This window comes from Pseudomonas sp. FG47 (assembly GCF_057809115.1).
Map to the genome: position 1 here is coordinate 13624 of NZ_JBMDJI010000013.1, position 14434 is coordinate 28057.

Consider the following 14434-nt stretch of genomic DNA (forward strand, 5'->3'; position numbering starts at 1 on the left):
GTGATCAGATCTGGCCTCAGCGCGCGGCCAGCCCGCGCCTATAGTCATGACGTGACAGCTCTGCCGGGCTGCGGGAGCGGGCTTGCGCTGCGATAGGGGCGGCAAGACGACACGAGATCTTATGAGTCATCGTATCTCTATGAGGGGAGAGGAAAAAAGATCGCGGAGACAGGCACAAGCCCGCCGCCCGCTTCCACGGGAGGTGTTCTGGGACCAGCAGAGGGTGACCGTGGGAAACGGGGGCGACCTTGCGCCGCCCCGCGATCAAAGCTAACGAAGCTTCAGAGGGTCAGGCGGCCTGGTTGCGCTTGACCTGGGACTTGCGGACCTGGGCGCGGCAGGCGTCGCCGAAGGCCTGGAACATCTTGATCGAGTCGGGGTTCTTCGCCGCCTGCCACTCCGGGTGCCACTGCACCGCGAACAGGAAGGGCGAGATGCTCGGGGCGTGGATCGCCTCGACCAGGCCATCCTCGGCATGGGCGATCGGCTCGATGCCCGCGCCCAGGTTGCGCAGGCCCTGGCCGTGCAGCGAGTTGACGCGAATTTCGTCGCTGCCGAGGGTGTCGCGCAGCCAGCTGCCCGGCTTGATCTTCACGCCGTGCACCTGGGCGTACTGGACCTCGACCGGATCTTCCGGGTTTTCCCGGTGGTCGTTGAAGCCTGGCTCGGCGTAGACCTTCTGGTAGATGTCGCCACCGAGGGCCACGTTGATTTCCTGCATGCCGCGGCAGATGCCGAAGATCGGCAGGCCACGCTTGATCGCCGCCTTGACCAGCGGGATGTCGAACAGGTCGCGGTTCTGGTCCTGGCCTTTGCCGGGCGTCTGGTTGTCCTGGCCGTAGAGGGCCGGGTCGATGTTGCTGCCGGCACCGGTCAGGTACACGCCGTCGGCCATGTCCAGGTAGGTCTCGAGGTCTTCGACGCCGCAGCAGGTGGGCACCAGGACCGGGACACAACCGGAGAACTCGACCAGCGGGGAGATGTATTTGTGGGTCATGACCTGATAGTCATGGCCTTTGCGCTCTTGGCTGCCCATGGTCATAAGGACGACGGGTTTGCGCAGGGAAGGTTGCTTGTTGCCAATGTTGCTGTTGGACATATGTCACCTTGGGACAGGTCATGCCTGTCGTTGTTGTGCAGGCGCACGGCCGGGGCCTTGAGTGCTGCCTGAAGCCCCGAGCACTGCCGGCTCGCCATGCAGGCGATGTCGGTCGGGGCCTGACTCATAGCTTGCCAGAGCCGTTCGATATGTCAAACGAGTGGCGGGGTGCTAGGGCGGCGGTTTTCGGGGGCTTGGGGCTGGCGGGGCCTTTGCCGGCAAGGGTTTGGCAGGGGATTGGGTCAATAATATTTAACGATGCAGTCGGGTCTTTGCGTCGCTGCAATGATCGTGTCGGCAGAGGTACGGTTGGCCGAACAGCAGCCTTGGAACTGCTTAAACCATCTCCAGAAACGTAGCCACCACCCGCCGCATCCGTTGCTCTCTCAGGCAAACCAGGGTTTCGGTCAAATGCCGCTGGCAATCGACAATCGGCAACGCGCACACCCGCGCATCGGCGCCGAACTCCGCCGCCGAAACCACCCCGACGCCGATCCCCACCACCACCGCCTCACGCGCGGCCTCACGGCCTTCGACCTGGATCGCCGGGCGAATCCGCAACCCCGCTCGCTGCATCTCCTCTTCCAGGGTCTGGCGCGTCACCGACCCCGGCTCGCGCAGCACCAACGGCGTGTCGTCCAGGTCCGCCAGGTTGATTGAACCGCGGCTGGCCCAGGGGTGCTGATGCGAGACGAATGCCACCATCGGGTCACGGCGGATGGGCACGCAGTGCAGCCGTTCATCATCGACATCACGCCCGAGCAACGCCAGGTCGGCCTGGTAGCTGAACAACCGCGCCAGCGATTCATCGGTATTGCCCGTCTCGATCTTCACCTGGATCCCTGGATAACGCTGGCAGAACCGCGCCACCTGCGGCAGCACATGCACCGGCGCGTCCACCGCCAAGGTCAGGCTGCCGGTGTGCAAGGCCCGGGAGTCCTGCAGCAACTCCACAGCCTCGGCCTCGCAGGCGAACAGGCGCTGGGTCACACCCAGCAGGCGCTCGCCCAGGTCGGTCAGTTGCACCGAACGCTTGTTGCGCTGGAACAGCAACACCCCGAAGCGTTCCTCGAGCTTGCGCACCTGGTCGGACACCGCCGGCTGGGTGAGGAACAGCTTTTGTGCCGCACGGGTGAAGCTGCCCTGTTCGGCAACGGCGTGGAAGGCCTTGAGTTGAGCATGGGAAACCGACATCGAACACTCCGCTTACAAGCTGGGCTTATGTGTGAAATACGATAAATCGATTTTATTTATCAGTCAGCAGCTGTTTCCATGTGTTTCAACCCGACGCCTCTGCCACGAGCAGCGGCATGTCGCCCATGGCGGCACCACCGCCATCTGACCAAGTGACGTCCCTCCGTCACGCAGTGCGCAACACAACAACAAGACAGGCGTTTCTTCACATTCTGCCGGCACACTCAAACAAGAGGTCAGAGTCAAATGAATCAATCCCTGGGCGCCATCAAACGCTGGCGCGTGCAGATTTTCGCGATCACCTGGCTGGCCTACGCCGCCTTCTACTTCACTCGCAAGGCCTTTTCGGTGGCCAAGCTTGGCATCGGCGAAGACCCATCGTTCATGCTCGACAAGGCGGCCATGGCCAACCTCGACGCCATCTACCTGGCCGCCTACGCCGTGGGCCAGTTCACCTGGGGCATGCTTGCCGACCGCTTCGGGCCACGGGTGGTGGTGCTGGGCGGGTTGCTGATTTCGGCCGCCGCCGCCGTGGCGATGGGCAGCTACGCGACTTTCCCGATCTTCGCCACCTGCATGCTGATCCAGGGCCTGGCCCAGTCCACCGGCTGGGCCGGGCTGTGCAAGAACATCGGCAGTTTCTTCCCGGCGTCCCAGCGCGGACGGGTGCTGGGGCTGTGGAGCTCGTGCTACGCCTTCGGCGGCCTGGTCGCCTCGCCGTTCGCCGGCTGGTGGGCCTACACCCTGGTCGGCAGCTGGCACGCGGCATTCTTCTCCAGTGCCGTGGTGGTGGCCGCGGTGGCGGTGCTGTTCTTCATCTTCCAGCGCAACAAACCCGAGGACGTCGGCCTGCCGGCGGTGGAGCCCGAACCGCAGAGCATGGCCCCGGGGGCGAACCTGTGCAGCGTCTGGGCACCGCTGCGCGAGATCCTGCGCAACCGCACGGTGCTGACCCTGGGCCTGGCCTACTTCATGCTCAAGCCGGCGCGCTACGCCATTCTGCTATGGGGGCCGGTGATCGTCTTCGAACAGATGCCCTCGGTGGGCAAGGTTGGCGCGGCGATCATCCCCACTGCCTTCGAGCTGGCCGGGCTGCTCGGGCCGATCCTCATCGGCCTGGCCTCGGACAAGCTGTTCGGCGCCCGGCGCATGCCGGCCTGCGTGATCAGCCTGGTATTGCTGACTTTGACCCTGGCCGGTTTCATGGCGGCGATGCACAGCGGCAGCGTGGTGCTGGTAGTGGCCTTGCTGTTCGTCATGGGCCTGACCCTGTACGGCCCGGACTCGATGATCAGCGGCGCCGCCGCCATCGACTTCGGCACGGCCAAGGCCGGCGCCACCGCGGCCGGCTTCGTCAACGGCTGCGGCTCGGTGGGCGCGGTGCTTGGCGGCTTGCTGCCGGGCTACTTCGACAGCGTCACGGTATTCATCGTCTTCGCCGGCACCGCGCTGTTCTCCGCCCTGGTGCTGCTGCCGCACTGGAACAGCCGTCCGGCAACGGCACCCCAGGCCACCGACGTGGCGCCCAATACCGGCATGGCGATCAAGCCACTGCGTACCTAGAGGAAAACGAGCAGATGAGACCCTTCTGGCTGCAACAGGCCCTGGACCAGGAACAGGCGTCCCCATGCCCACCGCTGGTCGGCGACGCCCGCTGCGATGTGTGCATCGTCGGCGGCGGCTACACCGGGCTATGGACGGCCTTGATGCTCAAGGAACAGGCACCGCAGCTGGATGTGTTGTTGATCGAGGCGGATATCTGCGGCGCCGGGGCCAGCGGGCGCAATGGCGGCTGCGCGCTGTCCTGGTCGGCCAAGTACTTCACCCTCGCACGGCTGTTCGGGGAGCAGGAGGCGCTGCGCCTGGTGCGCGAGTCGGAGCAGAGCGTCGCGGCCATTGGCGCGTTCTGCGCCAGCAACGACATTGACTGCGACTACCGCATGGACGGTACCTTGTATACCGCCACCAACCGCGCACAGCTCGGCGCTACCGACGCGGTGATCGCGGCGCTGGAGCAACAGGGGATCAATTCCTTCCAGCGCTTGCCCCTGGAGCAGTTGCAGCGTCGGGCCGGTTCCGCGCGCCATCTCGAAGGCTGGTACTCGCCGGCAGCCGCCACGGTGCAGCCGGGGCGCCTGGTGCGTGGCCTGCGGCGGGTGGCGCTGGAGCGTGGGGTGCGTATTCACGAGGGCACGGCAATGACCGGCCTGGAGCATGGCGTGCCGGTGCAGGTGCGCACCCGCGCCGGCACTGTTCGCGCCGACCGCGTGGTGCTCGGCCTCAATGCCTGGATGGCGCGGGCCTTCCCACAGTTCGAGCGTAGCGTGGCGATCGTCTCCAGCGACATGGTGATCACCGAGCCGTGCCCCGAACTGCTGCGCCAGATCGGCCTGGACAGCGGCGTCAGCGTGCTCGACTCGCGGATCTTCGTGCACTACTACCACAACACCTCCGATGGCCGGCTGATGCTCGGCAAGGGCGGCAATACCTTCGCCTACGGCGGGCGCATGCTGCCGGTGTTCGACCAGCCGTCGCCGTATCAGCCGTTGCTGCGTGACAGCCTGGCGGAGTTCTTCCCGGCGTTGGCCGAGGTACCGCTGGCGGCGAGCTGGAACGGACCGTCGGATCGCTCGGTGACCGGCTTGCCATTCTTTGGCCGGCTCGATGGCCAGGGCAACGTGTTCTACGGCTTCGGCTATTCGGGCAGCGGGGTGGGGCCGTGCCACATGGGCGGGCAGATCCTCGCGTCGCTGGCCTTGGGGCAGTCCAATGCCTGGACCCGCTCGCCGCTGGTCAAGGGCCCGCTGGGGCGTTTCCCGCCGGAGCCGGTGCGCTACCTGGGGTCGCTGATGGTGCGCAACGCCATCCGCCGCAAGGAGCGCGCCGAAGACCGCGGCGTGCGTCCGCGCGGGCTGGATGTGCGCCTGGCGAAGTTCGCGGCGGCGGCGGGGAAGGCCGACAAGGGCTGAAGCTGATGCGATTTCTTGTCGAACCCGGTGCGCAGGGCGTATAAACTCTCCCCACTTTTTGGCCGGTCGCTTCCTGAACCGGCCGCTGAAACAAAGAGAGTCGATATGGGCGCACAGTGGAAAGCCAAGCATAGAGAAACGGCGGCCAACGCCAAGGGCAAGATCATGGGCAAGCTGGCCAAGGAGATCCAGATCGCCGCCAAGTCTGGCGCCGACCCGGACATGAACCCGCGCCTGCGCCTGGCCATTGTCCAGGCCAAGAAAGCCTCGATGACCCGAGAGACCCTGGAGCGCGCCATCAAGAAAGGCGCCGGCCTGGACGGCGAGGCCGTGCAGTACCATGCGGTCAGCTACGAAGGCTTCGCTCCGCACCAGGTGCCGCTGATCGTCGAGTGCCTGACCGATAACGTCAACCGTACCGTGGCGCAGATCCGTGTACTGTTCCGCAAGGGCCAGTTGGGTGCCAGCGGCTCGGTGGCCTGGGACTTCAACCATGTCGGCCTGATCGAGGCCACCCCGGAAGGCGACGCCGACCCGGAAATGGCAGCCATTGAAGCCGGTGCCCAGGACTTCGAGGACGGTGAGGAAGAGGGTTCGACCTTGTTCATCACCGACACCACCGACCTGGACGCCGTGCAGAAAGCCCTGCCGGAGCATGGTTTCACCGTGACTTCGGCGAAGATCGGCTACACCCCGAAGAACCCCGTGAGCGCTGCCAGCCTGAGCGCTGAAGCGCTGGCCGAAGTCGAGGCCTTCCTCGAAGCCATCGACGAGAACGAAGACGTACAGAACGTCTATGTCGGCCTGACTGACTGAGCCGCGCGTTATCCTCGCGGGGCAAGCCCTCTCCCAGCGCGTCTGTGGGAGGGGGCTTGCCCCGCGAACATTTGCGGACCTGCGCCATGCACCCCACCTTCGCCTCCCTCAGCCTTGCCCACCTGCGCTCCCTCGACTGCCTCCTGCAGTTGAAGAACCTCAGCCACGCCGCCGAGCGCCTGGGTTGCAGCCAACCGGCGCTGAGCCGCCAGCTGGCCAGCCTGCGCGATGCCTTCGACGACCCGCTGCTGGTGCGCCAGGGGCGTGGCTACGTGCTCAGCGAACACGCCGAAACGCTGGTCGAGCCATTGCGCCAAGTGCTGGACGAGCTCAACGCCCTGCGCCAGCCTGCGGCGTTCGACCCAGCGCGCTGCGAGCGGCGTTTCTGCCTGGCGGCCTCGGACTACGTGGCCGAACACATGCTGCCGCAGCTGGTGAAAGCGTTGGAGCAGGAAGCGCCGGGGGTGTCGCTGGAGTACCGCACCTGGCAGGCCGGGCAGTACGCCTTGCTCGCCAGCGGCGAGATCGACCTGGCCACCACGCTGTTCGACGAGTCGCCACCCAACCTGCACGGCCGGCTGCTGGGCGAGGACCGGGCGGTGTGCCTGATGCGCCATGACCATCCATTGAGTATTCGCGCCGAACTGAGCCAGGAAGACTACCTGGCCTTCAAGCACGTGCGGGTGTCCGGTGGCGGCGACAAGGACAGCTTCATCGACCGCCATCTGCGCGCCCAGGGGCTGCAGCGCCGCGTCACGCTGGAGGTGCCGTTCTTCAGCGCGATGGTCCAGGTGGTCGGCAACGGCCAGGCATTGGCCACGGTGCCCGAGCATATCGCCCGGCAACTGGCGCGGTTGCATGGCCTGAGCTGGCGGCCGATGGGCTTTGTCGAGCATACCCAGCGCTACTGGGTGGTGTGGCACCAGCGCCTGCAGGCCTCGGCAGAGCATCGTTGGCTGCGCAATCGGGTGTTCGAGGTGTGGCGCCAGTCGCACTTCGGCGTACAGGGCGGGCATGCGCCTTTGCCATAGCAGCTATGCGCGAAGCGGGGTTCTTTAGCCTGTGAGGGGCACCTAGACTGCGAGGCAATTGTGCAGCCAGGAGACCGCCCATGACCCCCGAACAATTCCGCCAATACGGCCACCAACTGATCGACCTGATCGCCGACTACCGCCAGAGCGTCGGCGAGCGCCCGGTCATGGCCCAGGTCGAGCCCGGCTACCTCAAGGCTGCGCTGCCCCAGGGCGCGCCTCGGCAAGGCGAGCCGTTCGAGGCCATCCTCGCCGACGTCGACAAGCTGGTCATGCCCGGCCTATCGCACTGGCAGCACCCGGATTTCTATGGCTACTTCCCCTCCAACGGCACCTTGTCCTCGGTGCTGGGCGACTTCCTCAGCACCGGCCTGGGCGTGCTCGGCCTGTCGTGGCAGTCCAGCCCGGCCCTGAGCGAGCTGGAGGAGACCACCCTCGACTGGCTGCGCCAGTTGCTGGGCCTCAGTGACCAGTGGAGCGGAGTGATTCAGGACACCGCCTCGACCAGCACTCTGGTGGCGCTGATCTGCGCCCGCGAGCGTGCCACCGACCATGCCCAGGTGCGTGGCGGCCTGCAGGGCCAGGCCAAGCCGTTGATCGTCTACGTCAGCGCCCACGCCCACAGCTCGGTGGACAAGGCCGCGCTGCTGGCGGGCTTTGGTCGTGACAACATCCGCCTGATCCCTACCGATGAGCAGTTCGCCATGCGTCCCGAGGCGCTGGAGGCGGCCATCGCCAAGGACCTGGTCGCCGGCAACCAACCCTGCGCGGTGGTCGCCACCACCGGTACCACCACTACCACGGCATTGGACCCGCTGCGCGCGATCGGTGAAATCGCCCAGGCCAACCAGCTGTGGCTGCATGTAGACTCGGCCATGGCCGGCTCGGCGATGATCCTCCCGGAATGCCGCTGGATGTGGGACGGCATCGAGCTGGCCGACTCGGTGGTGGTCAATGCCCATAAATGGCTGGGCGTGGCTTTCGATTGCTCGATCTACTACGTGCGCGATCCACAGCACCTGATCCGGGTGATGAGCACCAACCCCAGCTACCTGCAATCGGCGGTCGACGGCGAGGTGAAGAACCTGCGTGACTGGGGCATCCCGCTGGGGCGTCGGTTCCGAGCGTTGAAACTGTGGTTCATGCTGCGCAGCGAGGGTGTCGAAGCCTTGCAGCAGCGTCTGCGCCGCGACCTGGACAATGCCCGCTGGCTGGCCGAGCAGGTCGCGGCGAGTGGCGACTGGGAGTTGCTGGCGCCGGTGCAGTTGCAGACCTTGTGCGTTCGCCATCGCCCAGCCGGGGTTGAGGGTGAGGCGCTGGATCGTCATACCCGCGCCTGGGCCGAACGCTTGAATGCCTCGGGTGAGGCCTATGTCACCCCTGCAACCTTGAACGGGGGCTGGATGGTGCGGGTGTCGGTCGGGGCGCTGCCGACCGAGCGCGAGCATGTGCAACGGTTGTGGCAGCGCCTGCAAGCTGTGGTGGCTTGAGCGACTGTTCGCCAGCAGGCTGGCTGCCACGGCAAGCCTTGCTGGCGAACAGCACCATAGTGGCTATCGGCCTGGTTGATGATTGTCTGTTCGCCGCCTGGGTGAAAGAGCCAGGCTATCGCTGTGCAACAGCGCCTCTATTAGACCTCTGGGCAGGCTCGACTAGTCTTTGTGCTGGTCCCGCGAAAAGCCGCTGCGCTCAAGCGCCTGGCGCCGCCGGCCAACCCTGATGAGGAGCAGGCTCACGCCTTGGCCGTGGCCGCTCCAAGACCTGGCAGCGCAACGACAACAACGCCCGGAAATCTGGACAGACCCGACCCAAAGGTAGACACAGATGGCCAACGAATCGAAATGCCCATTCCATCAAACCGCCGGTGGCGGCACCAGCAACCGTGACTGGTGGCCTGACCAGCTCAACCTGAAGATCCTTCACCAGCATTCGTCCAAGTCCGACCCCATGGACCCGGACTTCGACTATGCCAAGGCGTTCAAGAGCCTCGACTTCCAGGCCCTGAAGCAAGACCTGACCGCCTTGATGACCGATTCCCAGGACTGGTGGCCCGCCGACTTTGGCCACTACGGCCCTTTGTTCATTCGCATGGCCTGGCACAGTGCCGGCACCTACCGTATCGGCGATGGGCGCGGCGGCGCCGGTTCCGGCCAGCAACGCTTCGCCCCGCTCAACAGCTGGCCCGACAACGTCAGCCTGGACAAGGCCCGGCGCCTGCTGTGGCCGATCAAGCAGAAGTATGGCAACAAGATCTCCTGGGCCGACCTGATCGTGCTCACCGGCAACGTGGCCCTGGAGTCGATGGGCTTCAAGACCTTCGGTTTCTCTGGCGGGCGCTCCGATGTGTGGGAGCCGGACGAGGATGTCTACTGGGGCTCGGAGAAGGTTTGGCTGGGCGGCGATACCCGCTACGGCAAGGCCGAGCCGGCGGGCAAGGGCGACCTGGTGGCCGAGCCTGCCAAGCGCCCCGAGGAGCAGAGCCGCAACTTGGCGGGCGAGCGCAACCTGGAAAATCCCCTGGCCGCAGTGCAGATGGGGCTGATCTACGTCAACCCAGAGGGGCCGGACGGCACGCCGGACCCGGTCGCATCGGGCAAGGACATCCGCGACACCTTTGGCCGCATGGCCATGAACGATGAAGAGACCGTGGCGCTGATCGCCGGCGGCCACGCCTTCGGCAAGACCCATGGCGCAGGCCCTGCCGACAACGTCGGTGCCGAACCGGAGGCCGCGGGGCTGGAGCAGCAGGGGCTGGGCTGGGCCAACAAGTTCGGCACCGGCAAAGGCGGTGACACCATCACCAGCGGCCTGGAAGTAATCTGGACCTCGACGCCCACGCGCTGGAGCAACGAGTACCTGAACAACCTGTTCAACTTCGAATGGGAACTGACCAAGAGCCCGGCGGGTGCCCATCAGTGGCGGCCCAAGGATGGCAAGGGCGCAGGTACGGTGCCGGATGCCCACGATGCGTCGAAACGGCATGCGCCCTCGATGCTCACCTCTGACCTGGCGCTGCGCTTCGACCCGATCTACGAACCCATCGCCCGCCGCTTCAAGGACAACCCCGAGCAGTTGGCCGATGCCTTCGCCCGCGCCTGGTACAAACTGATCCACCGCGACATGGGCCCGCTGGCGCGTTACCTCGGCCCGGAAATGCCCAACGAGGAACTGCTCTGGCAAGACCCACTGCCCAAGGCCGGCGCGCAGCCCAGCGGGGCTGATATCGCCGCGTTGAAAGCCAAGGTCCTGGCCTCGGGCCTGAGCGTGGCCGAGCTGGTTTCCACTGCCTGGGCCTCGGCTTCGACCTTCCGCGGTTCCGACAAGCGCGGCGGGGCCAATGGCGCGCGTCTGCGCCTGGCGCCGCAAAAGGGCTGGGCCGCGAACCAGGGCGTGGACAAGGTACTCACGGCGTTGGAAAAAATCCGCGCCGAGGGTGGCAACAAGATATCGCTGGCCGACCTGATCGTCCTGGCCGGTAGCGCGGCGGTGGAAAAAGCCGCCAAGGACGCCGGGCATGACCTTAGCGTGCCGTTCCGCCCGGGGCGGGTGGATGCTTCGCAGGCGCAAACCGACGTCGAGTCGTTCGCCGTGCTCGAACCCCTGGCTGACGGTTTCCGTAATTTCAGCAAGGCGCGCTACAGCGTCAAGGCCGAAAAACTGCTGCTGGACAAAGCCCAGTTGCTGACCCTGACCGCGCCTGAGCTGGCGGTGTTGGTTGGCGGCCTGCGGGTGCTGGGCGCCAACCATGGCGCCAGCAAGGAGGGCGTGTTCACCGACAAGGTCGGGGTGCTCAGCAACGATTTCTTCCGCAACCTGTTGGACATGGGCGTGGAGTGGAAGCCGACCACGGCGGACAACGAAACCTTCGAGGGCCGCGAGCGCAAGACCGGGCAAGTGAAGTGGATTGCCAGCCGGGTCGATCTGGTGTTCGGCTCCCACGCCCAGTTGCGGGCCATCAGCGAGGTCTACGGCAGCGGTGACGGCGGGCAGAAATTTGCCAAGGACTTTATCGCCGCCTGGGTGAAAGTCATGGAACTGGATAGGTTCGATCTGTAGCCGGTTCCACGCACCGCGTTGCCTGCTTCGCCAGCAAGGCTGGCTCCTACAGGACGTAGGAGCCGGCTTGCCGGCGAACACCGGCGCAGCCGGTGCCATCCACCGCGGGCTGAAATGCCTAGTGAACCGCTTCGCTCGCCACCTCACCTTGCGCTGTATCGCCGGGCTCGTCATGCAGCGATATCCGCGACGTCTCCGGCAACGCCAACCCCCCTAGCAATGCCAGCAAGGCGATTGCCACCAGGTAGAACGCCGGCGCCAGGCGGCTGCCGCTTTGCTCGATCAACCAGGTCGCCAGCAACGGTGCAGTGCCGCCGAACAGGGTGTAGGCCAGGTTGTAGGTGATCGCCGAGGCGGTATAACGGCTGCGGGTCGGGAAGCACTCCGACAGCAGGGCCGCCGTGACCACACCACTCATCAGCGCGCCAACGGCCAGCAGGATCACCCCCAGCAAGGCCCCGGCCAGCGAACCGGAGCTGGCCAGCCAGTAGGCAGGCAATACCGCGAACATCACCCACAGGCAGGTAAAGCCAATGGTCCGTCGACGCCCGACCCGGTCGGAGAATGCCCCGGCCAGCGGGCAGCCAACGGCGGCGAACAGTAGCGCCGCGGTGGACACCAGCAAGGCTTGGGCCCGGCTGAGCTGGCCGACGGTTTGCAGGTAGGTGGCGAAGTAGGTGGTGAACATGTAGAACGACAGCGCCGTCAGCGAGATGAACGCGCCCAGGTTGCGGATCGTGCGGCCATGGTGACGCAGGGTGTCGCCCAGCGGCGAGTGCGCATGGCGCTTGCCCTCGGCCATGGCCTGGCGGAAGGCCGGGGTTTCCTCCATACGCCAGCGCAGATACAAGCCGACCAGTCCCAGGGGCGCGGCGATCAGGAACGGGATGCGCCAGCCCCAGGCGCTCATCGCCTCGGGCGTCAGGCTCGCCTCCAGGGCGTAGGCGATCACTGCCGCGCAGGCGAAGGCGCTGAAGGTCGAGACCGGCACGAAGCTGCCATAGAACGCACGCCGCTGTTGCGGCGCATGTTCCATCAGGTAGGCGCAGGCCCCGGCGTACTCGCCGCCGGCGCTGAACCCCTGCAGGCAGCGAGCCAGGGTCAGCAGCAGCGGGGCCAGCACCCCGATGCTGGCGTAGGTGGGCAGCAGGCCGATCAAGGTGGTGGAGCCGGCCATCAGCAGGATGGTCAACGACAGAATACGCTTGCGCCCAAGGCGGTCGCCCAGGGCGCCGAACACGATGCCGCCCAAGGGGCGCAGGGCGAAGGCCACGGCGAACACGGCGAAGGTCTTGAGCAGGGCGACGCTGGCGTTTTCACCGGTGAAGAACTGGCTGGCGATCAGCGTGGCGAGGAAACCGTAGACGGCGAAGTCGAACCATTCGACGAAGTTGCCGATGGCCGAGGCGGCGATCACCCGTCGCAGGGTCGCGGGCGGAACCTCATGGGGGATGGACATGGACGTGCTCTCCGGTGGTCTGGCAGCCTGGACGAACGCACCGCGCTCATGGCGCGCCGTCGTTGTTGTCAAGGCAGTAGACAGGCCAGCGGCAGAGGGTGTTGTGTCGAGGGCGACACCGGGATGCCTATTAGGGCCTGGAGGGGCAGGGCACAAGCCCGTGCCCATGCATCATTCCCGATCACACCCCGCCGTTACCGGCCAGGTATGCATCGGCCGCAAGTCCTTGACCAGGTCGGGCACATCGATCGGCGCCTCGCCCGCCCCAAGCAGCGCCTCTATCTCATGCACGCTGCGCAGGTATGGGTCCAGGTTGGTGCCCAGCCCAGCCTCGTGGGGAATCCACCAGCCGATGACCTGGGGCTGGCCCTGGTCATCCTCGGTCAGCAGCACTTTCCAGAATGCCTCCGGGGTCGCGATGCCGTGGGAAGCGACGAAGTGATCGTTATCCGGCGCCTGGCCCGAGTGCCCGAACACCACGCCGCCGATCACCGTCACCGGGTGCCGGTCGCGGTAGCACTCGGTCAGCAGCTCGGTCTGGTACCAGGTGCGGCTGTTGTGCGCGGCCAACTGCGGGACGATGTTGCTCATCAGGTTGGAGGCGTCCATCGCCGCGCGATCGTCGTCGAAATGGTTGTTCGCCGCCAGGTGACCACGGTGATAACCCTTGGGCGATGAATAGGCCTTGGCTGAGTGTTGGCCCTTGCAGCCCGCGGGCAGGCCGCGGTCGATGCGGAAGTTGTCGATACGCGGCAGATGGCCTTCGTCCCGGCCCAGGGTAAAGGCGAAGCGGTGCGGCTCGCCGCGCTGGCAGTCGTACCAGAGCTGGAAGCGACCCTGGTCGAGCAGGGTGAGCGCTGTGAAGGCGGGCGTTGGCGCCGGAGGCGATGGCAGGCGCGGTGCGCAGGATGTGAGGCTGAGCAGGAACAGCAGGAACAGCAAACGCATGCCGCGTCATCCATGAGAAAAGCGGCGAATCCTACAGCATGGCCGGGGCGATCTGTAGCCTGGGGCGCGACCAGGCCTAGGCCGCCCGTTCAAGCACATCCAGCAGCTCGACGAACTCCCGCGTCAAGCGATGCCGGGGAGCCAGGTGCACCAGGGGCACCGCCGCCTCGTGGGACTCGCGCATCTTGATCGAGCTGCTCAGGTATATCGGCAGTACCGGCAGGCCCTCGCCGCGCAATTGTTCGACCAGGGTCTGGTGCATCGCCGTGCGCCCGGCGAACTGGTTGACCACCACGCCCTCGACCGCCAGCCCGGCATTGTGCGCCTGGCGCAGTTCCTCGACCTCGGCCATCACCTTGTGCAGGGCCTGGCGCGAAAAACTGTCGCAATCGTAGGGGATCAGCAACCGTTCGGCCGCGATCAGGGCACTGAAGGTATAGAAGTTGAGCGCAGGCGGGGTGTCGATGTAAATGCGTTCATAGTCGCCCGACAGCGCCACCAGCAACTTGCGCAGCTTGTTGATCTTGAACTTGCTTTGCAGCTTGCCTTGCAGGTCGGCCAGGTCGGGGCTGGCGGTGACCAGGTGCAGGTTGGCGTAGCGGGTTTCGGTAATGGCCACCCGATGGCGCTTGCCGCTGGCCGGGTTGGGCGCCAGGGTCTGGCGGAAGAAGTCGGTGATGCCCGCCGGGATCGCGCCGGCACTGAGACCGGTGAGGTAATAGGTAGCATTGGCTTGCGGGTCAAGGTCCACCAGCAAGGTCCGGTAGCCTTCTGCGGCGCTGGCAGCGGCCAGGTTGCAGGCGATGCTGGACTTGCCGACCCCACCTTTCTGGTTGAACACGACACGACGCATGGCAGTCAT

11 protein-coding genes are annotated in these 14434 nt (G+C 65.9%); 6 read left to right on the top strand and 5 right to left on the bottom strand.

The window, feature by feature from the left end; translation table 11 throughout:
• Positions 1 to 289: 289 nt before the first annotated feature.
• Positions 290 to 1099, bottom strand: a complete 810-nt coding sequence (locus tag ACODS5_RS12335) for a gamma-glutamyl-gamma-aminobutyrate hydrolase family protein (protein ID WP_489108793.1) — start codon at positions 1097 to 1099, stop codon at positions 290 to 292.
• Positions 1100 to 1435: 336 nt separating this feature from the next.
• On the bottom strand, positions 1436 to 2293 hold the full coding sequence (locus tag ACODS5_RS12340) for a LysR substrate-binding domain-containing protein (RefSeq protein ID WP_134692692.1): 858 nt from the start codon (positions 2291 to 2293) through the stop codon (positions 1436 to 1438).
• 246 nt (positions 2294 to 2539) lie between these two features.
• Here ACODS5_RS12340 and ACODS5_RS12345 point away from each other — a divergent pair, with 246 nt between their 5' ends.
• The 6 genes from ACODS5_RS12345 to katG all read left to right on the top strand — a co-directional run bounded on the left by ACODS5_RS12345 (position 2540) and on the right by katG (position 11165).
• Positions 2540 to 3856, top strand: coding sequence for an MFS transporter (locus tag ACODS5_RS12345; RefSeq protein WP_489108794.1), 1317 nt, complete (start codon positions 2540 to 2542; stop codon positions 3854 to 3856).
• Positions 3857 to 3870: 14 nt separating this feature from the next.
• Positions 3871 to 5262 (top strand): FAD-dependent oxidoreductase, encoded by a 1392-nt coding sequence (locus ACODS5_RS12350; protein ID WP_489108795.1) that lies wholly within the window; start codon positions 3871 to 3873, stop codon positions 5260 to 5262.
• Positions 5263 to 5367: 105 nt separating this feature from the next.
• Entirely contained in the window at positions 5368 to 6078 is a 711-nt protein-coding gene (locus tag ACODS5_RS12355; protein ID WP_023631852.1) for a YebC/PmpR family DNA-binding transcriptional regulator, read from the top strand.
• Between the two features lie 86 nt (positions 6079 to 6164).
• Positions 6165 to 7109, top strand: a complete 945-nt coding sequence (locus ACODS5_RS12360; RefSeq protein WP_489108796.1) for a LysR family transcriptional regulator — start codon at positions 6165 to 6167, stop codon at positions 7107 to 7109.
• Positions 7110 to 7189: 80 nt separating this feature from the next.
• A complete protein-coding gene (locus tag ACODS5_RS12365) occupies positions 7190 to 8599 on the top strand; it encodes a DOPA decarboxylase (RefSeq protein ID WP_134692688.1) in 1410 nt (469 codons plus the stop codon).
• A gap of 334 nt (positions 8600 to 8933) precedes the next feature.
• Positions 8934 to 11165 carry a catalase/peroxidase HPI gene (gene katG, locus ACODS5_RS12370; RefSeq protein ID WP_489108797.1) on the top strand — a complete coding sequence of 744 codons (2232 nt, stop codon included), beginning with the start codon at positions 8934 to 8936 and terminating at the stop codon, positions 11163 to 11165.
• A 118-nt stretch (positions 11166 to 11283) separates the two neighbouring features.
• On the opposite strand, the gene ACODS5_RS12375 is transcribed toward katG, so the two are convergent.
• The 3 genes from ACODS5_RS12375 to ACODS5_RS12385 all read right to left on the bottom strand — a co-directional run bounded on the left by ACODS5_RS12375 (position 11284) and on the right by ACODS5_RS12385 (position 14425).
• Complete coding sequence (locus ACODS5_RS12375) at positions 11284 to 12624, bottom strand: MFS transporter (protein WP_489108798.1); 1341 nt, start codon at positions 12622 to 12624, stop codon at positions 11284 to 11286.
• 171 nt (positions 12625 to 12795) lie between these two features.
• Entirely contained in the window at positions 12796 to 13572 is a 777-nt protein-coding gene (locus ACODS5_RS12380; RefSeq protein ID WP_134692685.1) for a DNA/RNA non-specific endonuclease, read from the bottom strand.
• Positions 13573 to 13648: 76 nt separating this feature from the next.
• Positions 13649 to 14425, bottom strand: a complete 777-nt coding sequence (locus ACODS5_RS12385; RefSeq protein WP_134692684.1) for a ParA family protein — start codon at positions 14423 to 14425, stop codon at positions 13649 to 13651.
• Between the last annotated feature and the right edge of the window lie 9 nt (positions 14426 to 14434).

Bases quoted from the DNA above. Each gene is read 5' to 3' on its own strand.
- ACODS5_RS12345 (WP_489108794.1), top strand. From the start codon at position 2,540: ATGAATCAATCCCTGGGCGCCATCAAACGCTGGCGCGTGCAGATTTTC.
- ACODS5_RS12380 (WP_134692685.1), bottom strand. From the start codon at position 13,572: ATGCGTTTGCTGTTCCTGCTGTTCCTGCTCAGCCTCACATCCTGCGCA.
- ACODS5_RS12350 (WP_489108795.1), top strand. From the start codon at position 3,871: ATGAGACCCTTCTGGCTGCAACAGGCCCTGGACCAGGAACAGGCGTCC.
- ACODS5_RS12365 (WP_134692688.1), top strand. From the start codon at position 7,190: ATGACCCCCGAACAATTCCGCCAATACGGCCACCAACTGATCGACCTG.
- ACODS5_RS12355 (WP_023631852.1), top strand. From the start codon at position 5,368: ATGGGCGCACAGTGGAAAGCCAAGCATAGAGAAACGGCGGCCAACGCC.
- ACODS5_RS12335 (WP_489108793.1), bottom strand. From the start codon at position 1,099: ATGTCCAACAGCAACATTGGCAACAAGCAACCTTCCCTGCGCAAACCC.
- ACODS5_RS12340 (WP_134692692.1), bottom strand. From the start codon at position 2,293: ATGTCGGTTTCCCATGCTCAACTCAAGGCCTTCCACGCCGTTGCCGAA.
- ACODS5_RS12375 (WP_489108798.1), bottom strand. From the start codon at position 12,624: ATGTCCATCCCCCATGAGGTTCCGCCCGCGACCCTGCGACGGGTGATC.
- ACODS5_RS12360 (WP_489108796.1), top strand. From the start codon at position 6,165: ATGCACCCCACCTTCGCCTCCCTCAGCCTTGCCCACCTGCGCTCCCTC.
- katG (WP_489108797.1), top strand. From the start codon at position 8,934: ATGGCCAACGAATCGAAATGCCCATTCCATCAAACCGCCGGTGGCGGC.
- ACODS5_RS12385 (WP_134692684.1), bottom strand. From the start codon at position 14,425: ATGCGTCGTGTCGTGTTCAACCAGAAAGGTGGGGTCGGCAAGTCCAGC.